Origin of the sequence: Pseudomonas sp. CFBP2511 (genome assembly GCF_030209255.1) — a bacterium.
GTDB lineage: Bacteria > Pseudomonadota > Gammaproteobacteria > Pseudomonadales > Pseudomonadaceae > Aquipseudomonas > Aquipseudomonas avellanae.
The window spans coordinates 32,880-50,643 of sequence record NZ_JARVSI010000028.1; the positions used below are offsets into that span (position 1 = coordinate 32,880).

The 17,764-nt window shown below is 61.9% G+C and carries 3 protein-coding genes; all 3 read right to left on the minus strand.

What is annotated here, in order from left to right; translation table 11 throughout:
- Position 1 precedes the first annotated feature (1 nt).
- From QRN38_RS22935 to QRN38_RS22945, 3 genes are read right to left on the minus strand one after another with little or no spacing between them, the layout of a single operon-like run.
- Positions 2-6,457, minus strand: coding sequence for a non-ribosomal peptide synthetase (locus QRN38_RS22935; protein WP_122222896.1), 6,456 nt, complete (start codon positions 6,455-6,457; stop codon positions 2-4).
- Between the two features lie 14 nt (positions 6,458-6,471).
- Positions 6,472-14,349 (minus strand): non-ribosomal peptide synthetase, encoded by a 7,878-nt coding sequence (locus QRN38_RS22940; RefSeq protein ID WP_285362609.1) that lies wholly within the window; start codon positions 14,347-14,349, stop codon positions 6,472-6,474.
- Positions 14,346-17,756, minus strand: a complete 3,411-nt coding sequence (locus tag QRN38_RS22945) for a non-ribosomal peptide synthetase (RefSeq protein ID WP_057417978.1) — start codon at positions 17,754-17,756, stop codon at positions 14,346-14,348. Before QRN38_RS22945 ends, QRN38_RS22940 begins: the two co-directional genes overlap by 4 nt.
- Positions 17,757-17,764: the final 8 nt, after the last annotated feature.

Genomic DNA, 17,764 nt, shown 5'->3' on the forward strand with positions numbered 1-17,764 from the left:
GTCAGATACCCGCCATTTCATTCATCATTTTTTCGATATCGGACAAGCCGTCCTCGGTCAGCGACAGGCCACTGCTGGCGAAGGCCTGAATAAATTCGTTCAATTGCGGTTTCTCGAAAATCAGGCGCAGCGGGATGTCGATCCCAAGGCCCGTGTGGATTCTGGAAATCAGTTGCGTGGCCAGCAGCGAATGGCCGCCCAGCTCGAAAAAGTCATCGCTCAGCCCGACCCGTTCAACCTTCAATACATCGGCCCAGATTGCCGCCATCTGCTGCTCCTGTTCGCTGACCGGCGCGACGTACTGGCGCTGCAATTGAGTGGCGTCCGGCGCGGGCAGCGCCCGACGATCCAGCTTGCCATTGGCGGTCAGCGGCATGCTGTACAGCACGATGAAGTGCGTGGGCACCATGTAATCCGGCAGCGACGCTTTCAGATGCGCCTTTAACAGCTCACGCAGGTGATCGCTGCGCTGTTCAACCACCAGATACGCCGCCAGTTGCTTGCCGGACGGACCATCAACGTCGATGACCACCGCTTCCTGAACGCTGTCGTGTTCCAGCAGGCAGGCTTCGATTTCGCCCAGTTCGATGCGCAGGCCGCGAATCTTCACTTGATGGTCGATGCGCCCGGCGTATTCGATCACGCCCTCGTCGCGATAACGCGCCAGATCGCCAGTGCGATAAAGACGCCCGCCCTGCCCGTCAAACGGATCGGGCACAAAACGCTCGGCGGTCAGCGCCGCACGGTTGTGATAACCCCGCGCCAGACCCACGCCACCCAGGTACAACTCTGCCGCCACGCCTTGCGCGGCGGGCAGCAAACCGTCGTCGAGGATGTGGGTTTTCAGGTTATCGATGGGCCGACCAATCGGCACGCTGAGTACGTCGTCAGTGGTGCAGGTCCAGTGAGTCACGTCGATGGCGGCTTCGGTCGGGCCGTACAGGTTGTACAGACCGGTCTGCGGCAGACGTCTGAGCACTTGGCCAGCCAGTTCGGCAGGCAGTGCTTCACCGCTGCACACCACACGACTCAGGCTGTTACAGCTTTCTACCTGCGGGTGAGTCATAAACGCCTGCAGCATCGACGGCACAAAATGCAGGGTGGTGACCTGATGCTGTCGAATGGTCTGCACCAGCCGCTCTGGGTCGCGATGATCGCCCGGCAACGCCACGGCCAGGCGTGCGCCGGTCATGAGCGGCCAGAAGAACTCCCAGACCGATACATCGAAACTGAACGGGGTTTTCTGCAACACCGTATCGCTGTCATCCAGCGCATAGGCCTTTTGCATCCAGTGCAGTCGGTTGACCAGGGCGCGATGGCTGTTGCCTGCGCCCTTGGGCTTGCCGGTCGAACCGGAGGTGTAAATCACATACGCCAGGTTCTGCGGATGACTGAGGTTGACCGGGTTGGCAGTGCTGTAACCTTCCAGCCAGTCGCCGTCCTGATCCAGACACATGCTCTGCACCTGAACCGGCAAGCGCTCCAGCAACGAAGTCTGGGTCAACAACAAACCAATCCCGCTGTCCTGCATCATGTAGGCCAAGCGATCTTCAGGATAATCCGGGTCCAGCGGCACGTACGCGCCACCGGCCTTGATAATCGCCAGCAAACCGATGACCAGTTCCAGGCTTCGCTCGACACAGATGCCCACCAGCACGTCCGGCCCGACGCCCGCTTCACGCAGGCGATGCGCAAGCTGATTGGCGCGGGCATTGAGTTGCGTGTAGCTCAGTTGTTCGGCTGCGAAAATCAGCGCGGGGGCGTCTGGCGTGACCAATACCTGGGCTTCGATCAGGCTGTGCAGGCAAAGCTCACTCGGGAATTGCGCAGCCGTGGCGTTCCACTCCCGTACGATCTGCTGCTGTTCGGCAGCGTCAAGCATCGGCACATCAGCGATGCGCTGACCGGCATTGGCGCAAATGGCCTGCAGCAACGCGAGCCAGTGCCCGGCCATGCGTTCAATAGTGCTGCGCTCGAACAGCGCGGTGGCGTAGGTCAGGGCTGCGCTCAGGCCACCGTTCTGTTCGGCGGTGTTCAGGGTCAGATCGAACTGCGCCGGGTAGCTTTCCGACACCAGCGCTTCAACCTGCAAACCGGGCAACGCGCGCACTTCGGCGCTGGCCTGGCTCTGGTGGTTGAACATCACCTGAAACAGCGGGCTGTGGCTGAGGCTGCGTTGTGGCTGCAAGGCTTCGACCAGTTGTTCGAACGGCAGCTCCTGATTCGCCTGGGCTTGCAGCGCGGTGTGTTTGACCTGTTGCAGCAGTTCGCTGAAGGTTGTGTGCAAGTCAAATTCGGCGCGCAGCACCTGAGTGTTGACGAAAAAGCCAATCAAGCCTTCGGTTTCCGCGCGGGTGCGGTTGGCAATCGGCACACCGACACGAATGTCCGGCTGGCCGCTGTGGCGATGCAGCAAGGTCTGAAACGACGCCAGCAACAGCATGAACAGTGTGACACCCTGTTGCCGCGCGACCTGTTTCAAGTCGTCGATCAACGCTGGCGCCAGTTCGACCGCCAGCCGCGCACCGACATGGCTTTGCACAACAGGGCGTGGATGATCGGCAGGCAGCTCCAGAATCGGCTGCTGGTCGCCCAGTTGCTGCTTCCAGTACGCCAGTTGCCGTGCCTGCTCACCGGCGTCCATCCAGCTGCGTTGCCACAGCGCGTAGTCGGCGTACTGCATGTCCAGTTCAGCGAGCAGCACTTCGCGGCCCTGGCTGTAGCCTTCGTACAGGCGCACCAGTTCATCGACCATGATCGGCATCGACCAGCCATCGGAGACGATGTGGTGCTGGGTCAGGATCAGCACATGTTCATCGGCGGCCAGGTTCAACAGACGGACCCGCAACAGCGGCCCCTGCTCCAGATCGAACGGGCGCTGCATTTCCTGCTCCACACAGGCCTCAAGGGTCTGCCCGGCGGGCACGGATTCAACCGTCAGGGTCAGGGCACGCGGCGCATGAATGATCTGCACCGCCTGTTCGCCCTGCTGGCGGAAGGTGGTGCGCAGGGTTTCGTGACGGGCGATCAGCGCGCTGAAGCTGTGCTCCAGCGCCGCGATGTCCAGCGAGCCGCTCAGGCGCAGGGCTGCAGGAATCGTGTAAGCGGTGCTTTCAGGGTCGAGCTGCCAGAGAAACCACTGACGCTGCTGCGCGTAAGACAAGCCCAGCGGCTGGCTGCGGTCGGCCTTGATGAAGCGTGGCGCGTCATTGCCCTGCCCTGCGCCCGCCGCTTGGGCAAAGGCTGCCAGATCGCGGGCTTCAAACAGGTCGCGTAACGAGAGTTCAACATCAAGTTGCTGACGAATACGCGAGATCACCTGCGTGGCCAGCAATGAATGGCCGCCGAGTTCGAAGAAATTGTCGCTGCGACCGACCTGCCCGATTTTCAGCACATCGGCCCAGATAGCTGCCAACTGCTGCTCCAATTCACCTTGCGGCGCGACGTAGGCCGCCTGCAACTGGCTGGCGTCCGGCGCAGGCAGCGCTTTGCGGTCCAGTTTGCCATTGGCCGTCAGCGGCAGCTTGTCGAGGAAGATGAAGTGGGTCGGCACCATGTAATCCGGCAGGTTCGCACGGAGCTCGGCTTTCAGGGTTTCACGTAGCGCTTGTTGATCCTGGTCAGGCTGAGCCGGCAGCAGATACGCCGCCAGTTGCCCGTCCACGACCAGCACAATCACTTCGCGCACAGCCGAATGCGCTTGCAGCCGCGCTTCGATTTCGCCCAGTTCGATGCGGAAGCCACGGATTTTCACTTGATGGTCGATACGCCCGGCGTATTCGATGGTTCCTGCAGTTTTATAACGGGCCAGATCGCCGGTGCGGTACAAACGGCCGCCGTCGTTGGAGAACGGGTCTGGCACAAAGCGCTCAGCGGTCAGTGCAGCACGGTTGTGATAACCCCGCGCCAGACCGGCGTGGCCGATGTGCAGTTCGCCGCTGCAACCCTGGGCAACCGGGTTGAAATCGGCGTCCAGCACGTACCACGACAGGTCCGCAATCGCCTCGCCAATCGGGCTGGCCGGGTTGTGCGTATCGGCCAGGGTGATGGGCCTGTAGGTCACATGCACGGTAGTTTCGGTAATGCCGTACATGTTGATCAGTCGTGGCATCTGATCGCCGAAGCGTGCGAACCACGGCTTGAGGCTGGCGACGTCCAGCGCTTCGCCGCCGAAGATGACTTTTTGTAACGACATCGGCACAGGCGAATCACAGGCCACACGCACCAATTGCTTGAAGGCGGATGGCGTCTGGTTGAGCACCGTGACCTGCTGTTCAACCAGCAATTTATGGAAATCTTCCGGCGAACGGGTTACTTCGCGAGGCACGATGACCAGTCGGCCACCGTGCAGCAGCGCTCCGAAAATCTCCCAGACCGAGAAGTCGAATGCGAACGAATGGAACAGCGTCCAGACGTCTTTTTCGTTGAATGTGAACCAGTCATTTGTAGCCGCAAACAGGCGCATCAGGTTGTGATGGGCAAGCAAGGTGCCTTTCGGTTTGCCGGTCGAGCCCGAGGTGTAGATCACATAGGCCAGGTTGTCCGGCGTGGTCTGGTTGATCGGGTTTTCGGTGCTGTAACCGTCCAGCGAATCCGCCAGATTCAGGGTTTGAACGTGCGCAGGAATCGGCAACTGATCCAGCAAATGTGCTTGGGTCAGCAACAATTCGATACCGCTGTCGTGCACCAGAAAGCTCAGGCGATCCTGCGGGTAATCCGGGTCCAGCGGCACGTACGCGCCACCGGCTTTGAGGATCGCCAGCATCCCCACAATCATCTCCAGACTGCGCTCAGCCGCCAGCCCCACGCGAACATCCGGGCCAACGCCCTGCCCGCGCAGTTTGTGGGCCAACTGGTTAGCGCGGTTGTTAAGTTGCTGGTAGCTCAGTTGCTCGGCACCCAAGCTCAGGGCAATGGCCTGCGGGGTGCGTTCTGCCTGGGTTTCGATGCGTTGATGGGCGCACTGCTCAGTCGGGTAAACCGCCAGATTCTGGTTCCAGTCGCGCAGGGTATTCTGCCGCTCTTCAACGCTTAGCAGCGGCAGGTCAGCGATGCGCTGATTGACGTCGCGGCACATGCCGCTCAGCAGGTTGCGCCAGTGCCCGGCCATGCGCTCGATGGTTGTGGCGTCGAACAGGTCGGTGGCGTAGGTCAGCGAGGCAGCCAGGCCGTTCTGGCGTTCGCAAGTGTCCAGGGTCAGGTCGAACTGCGCGGTGTGCTTGTCGGACACCTGATACTCCAGGCGCAGACCGGCCAGCTCGCGGGCTTCGTTGTAGCCTTCGCTCTGGTGGTTGTAGGCCACTTGAAACAGCGGGCTGCGGCTCAGGTCGCGCTGAGGCTGCAAGGCTTCGACCAGTTGCTCGAACGGCAGGTCCTGATGGGCCTGGGCCTGCACGGCAGTCTGTTTGATCTGTTGCAGCAGCTCGGCCACGGTGGTCTGCGCGCCAAACTCGGTCTTGAGCACCTGGGTATTGACGAAGAAGCCGATCAGCCCTTGGGTTTCACTGCGGGTGCGGTTGGCGACAGGCACACCAACGCGTATGTCGGCCTGACCGCTGTAGCGGTGCAGCAAGGTTTGCAACGACGCCAGCAACAGCATGAACAGGGTGATGCCCTGCTGCCGCGCCAGTGCCTTGAGGGTGTTCAAAAGCGCGGCGTCCAGTTCGATGTTCAGTCGCGCGCCGTCGTAGCTGCGCAGCGCCGGGCGCGGTCGATCGGTGGGTAATTCAAGAATCGGCTGCTGATCGCCCAGTTGCTGCGTCCAGTAAGCCAACTGGCGTTCCTGCTCGCCCATCTCCAGCCAGTTACGCTGCCAGATCGCGTAGTCGGCGTACTGGATTGGCAGTTGGGCCAGTTCGGCCTCGCGACCCAGCGAGGCGGCCTGATAGCACTGCATCAGCTCGTCAACCATAATCGGCATCGACCAGCCATCGGAGACGATGTGGTGCTGGGTCAGCACCAGCACGTGTTCCTGTTCGCTCAGTTCAAGCAGCCTGACCCGCAACAGCGGCCCATGTTGCAGATCGAAAGGCCGCTGTACTTCCAGATCAACATAGCTTTCGACCGTTTCGCCCAGCCCCAGTTGATCAACGTTGAGCGCAAACTGCGACGCGGGATGCACCACCTGCAACGCCTCGTCGCCCTGCTGTTCAAACGTGGTGCGCAGGGTTTCGTGACGCTCGATCAGCTGTTCAACGCTGCGCCGCAACGCCTCGACATCCAGCGCGCCATGCAAGCGCAGCGCCAGCGGAATGTTGTAGGCCGCGCTGTGCGGTTCCAGTTGCCAGATGATCCATTGCCGCTGCTGCGCATACGACAGCGCAGACGCTGCCGGCGTCTCTCGTCTGGCAATCGGCGTGACCCCGTAGAGATTCACCCCTTGGCGCTTGAGCAGGATCGCCAGCGCCTTGCGTTCACGGGCGGACAGCGATTTAACGGAGTCAAGCAACTGTTGCACTGGGGTCTCTCCTGCTAAGCAATCAAATTATCAATTTCCTCCGCTGATAAACGTTTGAGTGCCTCCAGTGATTTAGTCAATTCGTCCAGTGCATGATCACTTTCGCCATTTTTTTCTTGCAGCGCGGCGCAGAAGTCAGCCAGCACCGGCTGTTCGAACAGGTCCTTGAGGCCGACCTCGCGCTGTAACTGCTCGCGAACCCGCACCAGCATCTGCACCGCCAACAGCGAATGCCCGCCGAGCTCGAAGAAGTTGTCGCTGCGTCCGACTTGCTCGACGTTGAGCACGGCGCTCCAGACCGACGCCAACTGTTCTTCCAGCTCGCCTTGCGGCGCGACGTAAGCCGCTTGCAACTGACCGGCGTCCGGCGCAGGCAGCGCTTTGCGGTCCAGTTTGCCGTTGGCCGTCAGGGGCAGCTTGTCGAGGAAGATGAAGTGGGTCGGCACCATGTAATCCGGCAGGTTCGCACGGAGCTCGGCTTTCAGGGTTTCACGTAGCGCTTGTTGATCCTGGTCAGGCTGAGTCGGCAGCAGATACGCCGCCAGTTGCCCGTCCACGGCCAACACAATCACTTCGCGCACAGCCGAATGCGCTTGCAGCCGCGCTTCGATTTCGCCCAGTTCGATGCGGAAGCCACGGATCTTCACTTGATGGTCGATACGCCCGGCGTATTCGATGGTTCCTGCGGTTTTATAGCGGGCCAGATCGCCGGTGCGGTACAAACGGCCGCCGTCGTTGGCGAACGGGTCTGGCACAAAGCGCTCAGCGGTCAGTGCAGCACAGTTGTGATAACCCCGTGCCAGACCGGCGTGGCCGATGTGCAGTTCGCCGCTGCAACCCTGGGCAACCGGGTTGAAATCGGCGTCCAGCACGTACCACGACAGGTCCGCAATCGCCTCGCCAATCGGGCTGACCGGGTTGTGCGTGTCGGCCAGGGTGATGGGCCTATAGGTCACATGCACGGTGGTTTCGGTAATGCCGTACATGTTGATCAGTTGCGGCGTCTGATCGCCGAAGCGTGCGAACCACGGCTTGAGGCTGGCGACGTCCAGCGCTTCGCCGCCGAAGATGACTTTTTGTAACGACATCGGCACAGGCGAATCACAGGCCACACGCACCAATTGCTTGAAGGCGGATGGCGTCTGGTTGAGCACCGTGACCTGCTGTTCAACCAGCAGCGCATGGAATTCTTCCGGCGAACGGGTTACTTCACGAGGCACGATGACCAGTCGGCCACCGTGCAGCAGCGCGCCAAAAATCTCCCAGACCGAGAAGTCGAAGGCGAAGGAATGGAACAGCGTCCAGACGTCTTTTTCGTCGAACTTGAACCAGTTATCCGTAGCGGCAAACAGGCGCATCAGGTTGTGATGAGCCAGCAAGGTGCCTTTGGGTTTGCCGGTCGAGCCCGAGGTGTAGATCACGTAGGCCAGGTTGTCCGGCGTGGTCTGGTTGAGCGGGTTTTCGGTGCTGTAACCGTCCAGCGCATCCGCCAGATTCAGGGTTTGAACGTGCGCAGGAATCGGCAACTGATCCAGCAAATGTGCTTGGGTCAGCAACAATTCGATACCGCTGTCCTGCATCAGGAAGCTCAAGCGATCCTGCGGATAATCCGGGTCCAGCGGCACGTAAGCGCCCCCGGCCTTGAGGATCGCCAGCATCCCCACAATCATCTCCAGGCTGCGCTCAGCCGCAAGCCCCACGCGAACATCCGGGCCGACGCCCTGCTCGCGCAGTTTGTGGGCCAACTGGTTGGCGCGGCGGTTGAGCTGCCGATAGCTCAATTGCTCGGCACCCAAGCTCAGGGCGATGGCCTGCGGCGTGCGTGCAGCCTGAGCTTCGATGCGCTGATGGGCGCAGTGCTCGCTGGGGTAACGCTGCACGGTTTGCGTCCAGACGGCTGGCAGGGCCAGTTCGCCAAGACGCGCCGTTGCTGATGCACTAAGGCACTGCAGCAGGTGATCGAAGTGCGCCGCCAGTTGCAGAATGCCTTCGGCACTGAAGTGTTGCCGGTCGTAACTGAAACGTACCGACAACACGTCGTTGGCCTCGACCACCAGGGTCAGCGGGTAATGTGCCTGCTCTTGATTGCGCAGGTCGCTGAAGACAAAACCGTCCGGCGCACGCTGCAAGGCTTCGGACACCGGGTAGTTCTCAAACACCAGAATGTTGTCGAACAACGCTTCGCCACTGTGCCGTGCCAAACGCTGAATAGTGTAAAGCGGTGTGTGTTCATGTTCGCGCAGGGCGATGTTTTTCGCCTGCACCTGCTGCACCCAGTCGCCGACGGTCTGTTCCGAACGCGGGCTGGCGATCACCGGCAGGGTGTTGATGAACAAGCCCAGTTGCTCTTCGACGCCCGACAATTCAGCCGGACGCCCGGCCACCGTGGCGCCAAAGGTCACGCTGGACTGGCCGGTGTAGCGTTGCAGCAGCAACAGCCAGGCAGATTGCACCAGCGTATTGAGGGTCACGTGCTGCTCGCGGGCAAACTCGTTCAAGCGGCGAGTGCCGTCGGCGTCGATCAACTGAATGTAATCGCCATAGCCCTGCTGATCGGTTGATGTTTTGAAGGCTTGCAACAAGCGGCTCGGCTCATCCAGTTCGGCCAGCTCTGCGGTCCAGAAGCGCTCGCTGACATCAGCGTCCTGATCCTGCAACCACTGGATGTAATCGCGGTAACGCCCCGCCTGTTTCGGCGGCATCTGACCGCTGTAGCGTTGCAGCACTTCGCCCAGAAGCCGCGAGCTGCTCCAGCCGTCCATCAAAATATGGTGGCTGGTGTAGATCAATTGCCAACGGTCATCTGCAGTGCGCAGTACCGCGAGGCGCAACAGCGGCCCTTGCGCCAGATCGAAACCCTGCTGACGGTCGGCCTGCGCCCAGTCATCGAGCCAGTTTTGGGGTTTGCCCCGCGCATCCAGCTCGACAAACGGCAGCGTCACCTGACGCTGTACCACTTGCAGCGACTGCTCGCTCTGGCTGACAAAACAGCTGCGCAGCACCTCGTGATTATTGACCGCTGATTGCCAGGCGTTGTGGAATCGCGGCACATCCAGCCCACTGATGTTCACCCGCATCTGATTGATGTAGTTGCCCGCGCCTGAGTCGAACAACGAGTGAAACAACATGCCCTGCTGCATCGGTGACAACGGGTAAATGTCTTCGATCTCGCCCGCCGCAATCGGCAGCGCGTCGAGTTGTGCCTGAGTGAGATGCGCCAGAGGGAAGTCAGACGGCGTGACGCCTTGATGCCCGGCGATGCAGTGTTCGATCAGCGTGGTCAGCGCCTGCTCGTAACGACGCGCCAGGGTGTCGATGGTCGAAGCCTGATACACCTCGCGGCTGAAGGTCCAGTCCAGTTGCAACTGGCCATCGAACACCTGACCGTTGAGGCTCAGCCAGTTGCCCAGCGGGCCGTCTTCGCACAGCGCTACACCGACACTGTCGGCGCTTGGCACGAACAGCGCGCCTTGTTGCTCATTGAAGGTGCCGTCGAACTGGCCCAGGTAATTGAACGTGACACGCGCCTGGGGCAGCGCGGCCAATGGCTGCGCAAACGTCGAGTCAGCCATATGACGCAATACGCCGTAACCAATGCCTTTGTTCGGCACGGCACGCAACTGTTCTTTGATGCCGCACAAGCTCGCACCTGGCGCAATGTGCGGGGTAAGGCGGACCGGGAACAGGCTGCTGAACCAGCCGACTGTGCGGCTGAGGTCAGTGTCGTCAAACAGGTCTTCGCGGCCATGCCCTTCCAGCTGCACCAGCACCGACGGCTGTTGGCTCCACTCGCAGAGCACTTGCGCCAGCGCGGTCAGCAGCAGGTCGTTGACCTGCGTGCGATAGGCGGCAGGCGCGACTTTCAGCAGTTTGTGGGTCAGGTCCTTGCTCAGCCATGACGAGGCATGAGCCGCATCGCGATTGCGCATTGAGCCTTCGGGCTTGTCGCGGGGCAGCGGCTGATCGTCGCCCTGTAAAGCGCGCAGCCAGTAATTGCGCTCGGCCGTCAGCACGGCGCCGGTCGCATACCGCTGCAATTGCTCGGCCCAACGCTGGAGCGACGTGGTTTTCGCCGCCAGCGTCAGCGGCCGGCCGGCTGCCAGCGCGGCATAAGCCTGTTGCAGGTCTTCCAGCAGCACCCGCCACGACACGCCGTCCACCGCCAAATGATGAATCACCAGCAGCAAACGTTGCTCGCCGTGTGGCAGGTTGACCAGCACTGCGCGCAGCAACGGACCGTTTTTCAGGTCCAGGCTGCGTTGTGCTTCGTTAGCCAGTTCGGTCAATCGTTCAGGGCTGTCCAATTCGTGAACCCAGAGCAAATCCCGAGTGTTCAGCGCGCCGAACGTGGCTTGCCACTGGCCGTTCTGTTGCGTGAAACCGAGACGCAGCGCGTCATGCTGTTCGATCAGTGCCGTGAGTGCCGCTTGAAGAGGGATTGCATCCAGCGTTTGCAGGGGCTTGAGCATCAGCGCCTGATTCCAGTGCTGAAGCTCAGGGATGTCCATTTCAAAGAAACGCGCCTGAATCGGCAGCAGCGGCAGCGAACCGCTGACCTGCTCTGCCGCCGCAGCGGGCTTTTTCTCGATCAGTCTGGCCACCGAAGCCAGTTGGCTGATGGTCTGTTTTTCGAACAATTGCTTGGGGCTGAGCTTGATGCCCTGGCGCTTGGCGCGGGCGATGATTTGCAGGCTGAGGATTGAATCGCCGCCCAGTTCGAAGAAGTTGTCGGTGCTGCCGACCTTATCCAGTTTCAACACGTCGGCCCACACGGCGGCGAGCTTTTCCTCGATCTCGCCAATTGGCGCGGTATAGCGCTGTTTGATCACGCCCGGCTTGGGTAAGGCGCGCTTGTCGAGCTTGCCGTTGGCGGTCAGTGGCAGCTTTTCAAGCAACATGAACTGCGCGGGCACCATGTAGTCGGGCAAGCGCGCCGTCAGTTGCTCGCGCAGGCTGTCGACAGTCAGGCTGGCACCGGCTGCCGCGACGCAATAGGCCACCAGTTGCAGGCGCGATTCGTCTTCATCAACAGGTAATGCCAGCACACTGACTTGCGCGACCGAAGTCAGGCTCAGCAGCACCTGCGCCACTTCAGCAGGCTCGACACGATAGCCGCGCACTTTGACCTGATCGTCGGCGCGGCCGATGAATTCCAGCAATCCCTGATGATTGCGCCGCATGCGGTCGCCACTGCGGTAAACCCGTGCTCCATCTTGCGCAAACGGGTCCGGCACGAAGCGCTCGGCAGTCAGCGCAGGCTGGCCGAGATAGCCCAGCGCAACGCTGTCACCACCGATGTACAGCTCGCCTGCGACCTGCGTGGCGACGGGGTTGAGCACGTCATCCAGCACGTAAGCGCTGGCCCCCGGCAATGGCGCGCCGACCGGCACGCTACGCAGAGGGTCGCCAGAGTGTGCAGAGCATTGTGGGAAACGTGAGACCTGTGGGATCGCATTCAACTCCGATAAAGCAGGCACCTCATGGGTCAGTACGCCAACCGTAGTTTCGCTCGGGCCATAGTGGTTGATCACCCGGCAACCCGGCTTGAGCTGACGCACCTGCTCGACCAGCGCTGGCGAACAGGCTTCGCCACCGACGATCAGCGCATGCTGCGGCAGCACGTCGGCGGGTTGAGCGGCTTGCAGCAGTGCGGCCAGATGACCCGGCACGATTTTCAGCACGCCGACCTGATGCTCGGCCATGTAGGTCGCAAAGGCGTCCGGGTCGAAACCCAGCGATTCGGTCAGCACATGCAGCGTTCGCCCTGAACACAGCGCGCCGAACAACACGGTATGGCCGAGGTCGGCGGCGATGGTCGAGACCAGTGCCATGCTCGCCTCGGGGGCCAGTTGCAACTGCTCAAGCACGCCACGCACGTAACTGGCCAGCGCGCCCTGGCTGACCACTACGCCTTTGGGGTGGCCGGTGGAGCCGGAGGTATGAATCACGTAGGCCGCAGAATCGGCTGGCAACTCGATATCGGGACGGCTGGTCGGCAAGCTCTGCCACAGCGCAGGCGTCCAGGCCAGACCCTGACAACCCGCAACGTTCAAAGATGTTTCACGCCTGTCGCCTTCGGCACACAGCAGCACCTTGGTCTGGGCATTGCTCAACATCTGTTGCAGGCGCGCATCCGGGGCTTTGACGTCCAGCGGCATGTACACGCCGCCGGCCTTGAAGATCGCCAGCACCGCCGTCAGCCAGTCCAGCGAGCGTTCCATCAATACCGCGACCGGCTGGCCTTCGCAGACACCCCGTCCGATCAAGTGATGGGCCAGTTGATTGGCCGCCTGATCCAGCTCGCGTGTGCTCAGGGTACGATCCAGACAGCGGGCGGCCAGCGCATCGGGCTGGCTTTCGACCTGCCGGTCCCAGAGCTGCAATACCTGAGGCGCGGGCTCACGAACTTCGCGCGGCAGCTCGACCGCCAGCGCGCCAAGGCTGAACAATGGCGCATTCGGTGCATTGAGCAGGGTCTTGAACAGGTCGAGCAATTCGGGGATGAAGCCCTCGACGGTCGCACGCCGATACAGGTCGCTGGCGTAGGTCATGTCACCGTGGATCAGCGTGCCGTCGTCGGTAATGTCCAGTGCCAGATCGAAATGCGCACCCTGCTTTTCAAACGCATATTCGCTGACCTCCAGCCCTGCCAGCTTGAGGGCGGTTTTCTGTTTGAGGACCACGTTCTGGTTGAACTTGGCCTGGAACAACGGGTTATGCCCCAGGCTGCGCTCTGGCGCGAGGTGATCGACCAGTTGCTCGAACGGCACGTCCTGATGAGCCTGCGCGCCGAACGAGGTGTCGCGAATCTGCGCCAGCAAATCGAGGTAACTCAGGCGCTCATCTATCTGGCAGCGCAGCACCTGAGTGTTGATGAAGAAGCCGATCAACCCTTCGGTTTCCGCCCGACCACGGTTGGCGTTGGGCACGCCGATGCGGATATCGCGCTGCCCGGCCTTGCGCGACAAAAACAACGAAAAACCGGCCAGCACCAGCATGAACAGGCTCATGCCTTGGGGGCGGGCGAAGGTATTGAGTTGCTGCGACAACTCGGCGCCGAAATCGAAGCGCAGGTGCTCGCCCTGAAAGCTTTGCGTGACCGGGCGCGGGAAGTCCTGCGCGGCGTCCAGCAGCGGCTGCTCGTCACCCAACTGGCCGCGCCAGTAATCCAGTTGACGCTCGCCCTCGCCCGCCTCCAGCCAGCGGCGCTGCCAGATGGCGTAGTCGGCGTATTGCAGCGGCAACGCCGGCAGACTCGGTTCGCGACCTTCGACATACGCCTGATAGCAGTGGACAAACTCCTGAATCATCACGTCCATCGACCAGCCGTCGGAGACGATGTGGTGCATGTTCACCACCAGCACATGCTCGTCACTGGCGAGGCGGAACAGGTGCGCACGCAGCAACGGGCCTGTGCGCAGGTCGAACGGCTGGCCGGTGAGCGTGGTCACTTGCAGCGCCAGTTCAGCGTCACGCAATTCGCTATCGGCCAGAACCGACAGGTCAATGCTGTCCAGCGCGATGCTCTGGTTGTGCAGCAGCACTTGCAGCGCCTGATCGCCATCGGTCTGGAACACTGTGCGCAATACTTCGTGGCGTTCGATCAGGTGATCGAACGCGCGGCGCAAGGCCGACTCGTTCAGCGGGCCTTGCAGACGCAGGCCGGTGGTCATCTTGTAGGCATCGCTCAGCGGGTCGAGCTGCCAGAGGAACAGCAGGCGCTGCTGGGCAAATGACAGTGGAATCGCGCTGAAATCATGACGACTGACCGGCACCGGCAACAGGCTGAAATCCTTGCCTTCCTGACGCAGGCGGGTAAGGAACTGTTGGCGTTGTTCCAGCGAAAGGCCAACAAAACGTTTCGCGATACGTGCAGCAGTGGTCGCGGTCATGCGCCAAATTCCTCCAGTGAATCCATGAACTGGTCCATGTCGCTCCAGTCGTTATCCGTTGTGTTGTCGGTCAGCAGCGCCACTTCGGCGGCGAGTTCGCCCAGCAGCGGTTTTTCAAACAGCACGCGTAGCGGCAGGCTGACGCCCAGTCGGGTCTTGATCCGCGCAATGACTTGCGCGGCGAGCAGCGAATGGCCGCCCAGCTCAAAGAAGTGATCGTCCAGCCCGACCTGCTGCGCGTGCAGGACTTCCTGCCAGATAGCCGCCAGGCAGATTTCCACCTCGCTGTGCGGCGCGCGATAACGGGCCTGCAACTGGCTTGAATCGGGCGCAGGCAACGCCTTGCGGTCCAGTTTGCCGCTGGGCGTGAGTGGCAATTGCGCCAGCAGCAACAAGTGTGTCGGCACCATGTAATCCGGCAGGCTGGCTTGCAGCTGCCCCTTGATGCGCTGGCGCAAAGCCATTTGTTCGGTATCGCTGTTTGCCACGACACTTGGCACTACGTAGGCGACCAGTTGCGCACTGCCGGCCAGCGCAACCGCCAGTACCACCGCTTCGCGCACGCCCGTGCATTGCTGCAGGCGCGATTCGATTTCGCCCAACTCAATACGGAAACCGCGAATTTTCACCTGATGATCGACCCGGCCAATGTACTCGATGGCGCCATCAGCGCGCAGTCGGGCACGGTCGCCAGTGCGGTACAGGCGCTCGCCGGCAACGAACGGATCCGCCACGAAACGCTCGGCGCTCAGGCCTGGCTGGGCGTGATAACCCCGTGCCAGACCCGGCCCGCCGATGTACAGCTCGCCCAGCGCGCCTTGCGGCAGCAGGTTCAGTTGATCGTCGAGCACGTACAAACGACGCCCCGCCAGGCCTTTGCCGATCGGCACGCCGCGCCACGACACCTGCTCCGGGGTCAGCGCGCTGCAATCGTGAATGCTCGACACCACCGTGGCTTCGGTCGGGCCATAGGTGTTGAGCAGGCGCACATGCCCCAGCCCGGCGTGCTGCCACAGACGCAGGCCTTCAACGGCCATCGCCTCGCCGCCGACGTGAATCTGCCGTAATGCGCCAAAATGCACGGGTGGGCTGGCGGCAAAATCCTGAACCAGGGTCAGCCAGTAGGCTGCTGGCAGGTCCGCCAGGGTCACGCCGTGTTCGACGATGGCGTGATGGAAGGTGGCGCTGTCCCACAAACGCTCGTCACGCAGCACCACGGCCGCGCCGCGACACAGCGGCGGGTAGAACTGCTCGACAAAGCCGTCGAAACTTTGCGTGGCAAATTGCAGAACCCGATCGCCTTCGCGCAGGTCGCTGTAGTCCGCGCCCAAGGTGACGAACTCGGCCAGTGCGCCATGACTGATCGCCACGCCTTTTGGCCGGCCGGTCGAGCCCGAGGTGTAGATCACGTAGGCCAGATGGGCCGGATCGATATCGACAACCGGATTTTCTGCGCTGGCTGCTTCGCTGTTCATCTGATCAATGCACAGGCACTGAATGCCCGCCAGTTCAGGCAGCGTCGGCCGCTGTTCGCTGTGGGTCAGCAGCCGTTTCAGGCCGCTGTCTTGCAACACATGACGTAAACGCTCGCTCGGCGCGCTGAGGTCCAGCGGCACGTAGGCACCGCCCGCCTTGAGCACGGCCAGCAGCGCGACGGGCATGTCCAGCGAACGGCCCAGCGCCACGCCGACCAGCACGTCCGGGCCGACACCCTGCTCGCGCAATTGCCAGGCCAAGCGGTTACTGCGCTCGTTCAGTTCGCAATAGGTCAGGCTCGGTGACGGGCTTTCACCGGCGAGGATCAGCGCCAGTGCGTCCGGCGTTCGCTGCACTTGCGCTTCAAACTGGCGATGCGCGGGGATTGTGGTGTCGGCTTTGGTGGCGCTGTCGACAGCCAGCAGGTGCGTGCGCTCGTCGGCCGACAGCATCGACAGCTCGGCAATGGTTTGCAGCGGGTCAGCGCAGACCGACGTCAACAGGTTGCGCCAGTGCGCGGCCAGGCGAGCGATGGTCGGCTGATCGAAAATGTCGGTGGCGTAAGTAAAGGCGGCGTTCAGCTGTTCGCCTTCACCGCTGGTGGCGAGCATCAGGTCACTGGCAGCGGCGTGCGAGCGCTGGGCCAGTGCTTGTTGCTCGGCGGACAGATTGGCCACGCGCAGGCCGCCGCTCAGTTGCTTGTCCAGCAAGTCGGCCACCACCGGCTGGTGATTGAACATCACCTGGAACAGCGGGTTGTGGCTTTGGCTTCGCTCGGGCTGCAAGGCGTCGATGATGGCGTCGAATGGCAGCTCCTGATGCGCCTGGGCACCGGTCGAGGCATCGCGCACGGTGTGCAGCAAATCGACAAAGCGCGTCTGCGCCGTAACTTCACTGCGCAGTACCTGGGTGTTGATGAAGCAGCCGATCAGGCCTTCGGTTTCACTGCGCGTGCGGTTGGCGATCAGGCCGCCGACGCGAATATCGGTCTGCCCGCTGTAGCGATGCAGCAGGCTTTTGAAGGTCGCCAGCAACACCACGAACAGGGTCACGCCCTGCCGTTGCGCAAGGATTTTCAGGTTGCGCAGCAGCTCGGGCGCAAGCGCCAGTTCCAGACGCGCGCCTTCATGACTGGGCAACGCTGGGTACGGGCGGTCGGTGGGCAGTTCGAGTACCGGGTGTTCTTCACCCAGGTGCTTGCGCCAGTAATCCAGTTGGCGCTCTTGTTCGCCAGCCTCCAGCCAGCTGCGTTGCCAGACGGCGTAATCGCGGTACTGCACAGCCAGTGGCTGGAAAGGCAGTGGCTTGCCGGCCAGCAACGCGTCGTAACCGCGCAGCCATTCATCGATCAGCACGTTCATCGACCAGCCGTCGGTGATCATGTGGTGCAGGTTGAGCAGCAGCAGATGTTCTTGCTCGGCGAGGCGCAATACCTGCACGGTAAACAGCGGCCCGCGCTGCAAATCGAAGGTCTGCGCCGACTGCTCGGCCATCGCCTGCCGCGCGTTCGACCAGCGCTGCTGCGGCGGCAACGGGCTCAGGTCGATCAGGCGGATATTGACCGGCGCGGGTGGCGCAACACGCTGAAACGTCCGGTCGCCTTCCTGACCGAAGGTCGTGCGCAGGCTCTCGTGGCGCTCGACCAGCGCGCTGAACGCCCGCTCCAGCAGCGGCAGCTCCAGCGGGCCGTTCAGGCACACCGACATCGGCAGGTTGTAGGCTGCGCTGTGCGGGTCCAGTTGCCAGAGAAACCACATGCGCTGCTGGGCATAGGACAACCCGTCACGCTCGGCCAGCCCTGCGCAGGAAGGGATCGGGAACAGCGCGAAATCCATGTTCTCCTTGCGCATGCCATCGAGAAACAGACGACGTTTTTCAAGGGGCAACTCGACAAAACGACGAGCGAGTTTCTGGGCGTGTTCGGGGTTCATGGTCGAAT

Coding starts and splice junctions, on each gene's coding strand:
- QRN38_RS22940 (WP_285362609.1), bottom strand. CDS start 14,349: ATGACCGCGACCACTGCTGCACGTATCGCGAAACGTTTTGTTGGCCTT.
- QRN38_RS22945 (WP_057417978.1), bottom strand. CDS start 17,756: ATGAACCCCGAACACGCCCAGAAACTCGCTCGTCGTTTTGTCGAGTTG.